The sequence below is a fragment of the Streptococcus parasanguinis genome (assembly GCF_001069785.1).
GTDB classification, from domain to species: Bacteria; Bacillota; Bacilli; order Lactobacillales; family Streptococcaceae; genus Streptococcus; species Streptococcus parasanguinis_T.
Genome location: NZ_JVSR01000090.1, coordinates 1 through 353, shown reverse-complemented (window position 1 = coordinate 353; position 353 = coordinate 1). Strand labels below are relative to the sequence as shown.

Genomic DNA, 353 nt, shown 5'->3' with positions numbered 1-353 from the left:
ACATCATCGTTCATTGGCACACGGCTATCGCCTTCAGTAAATACAGGTTTACCAGTTTGTGTAGCACCTTGGATATCTGTAGTTTCAACTGGTGTAGCAGTTGGAGTTACTGGTGTCACAGTTGGTGTGTAAGTTGCAGAAGCTTTGGTTCCGTTCTTATCTTCACGAACAACCGTCACTGCTGGCGCTGTTCCGACGAATGATTTTTCTGGAACGAAGGTAACAGTACCGTCTGCTGCTACTGTGTAAGTACCAACACCGTCTACAGTCTTAGTCGTTGAACCATCGTCAAATGTTGCTGGAACATCATCGTTCATTGGCACACGGCTATCGCCTTCAGTAAATACAGGTTT

General features: G+C 45.6%; 1 protein-coding gene. It reads right to left on the bottom strand.

Annotated features, from left to right (window positions below):
- The coding region (locus ADG03_RS08285; protein WP_049520977.1) for a hypothetical protein at positions 1–353 on the bottom strand (353 nt) is incomplete at both ends.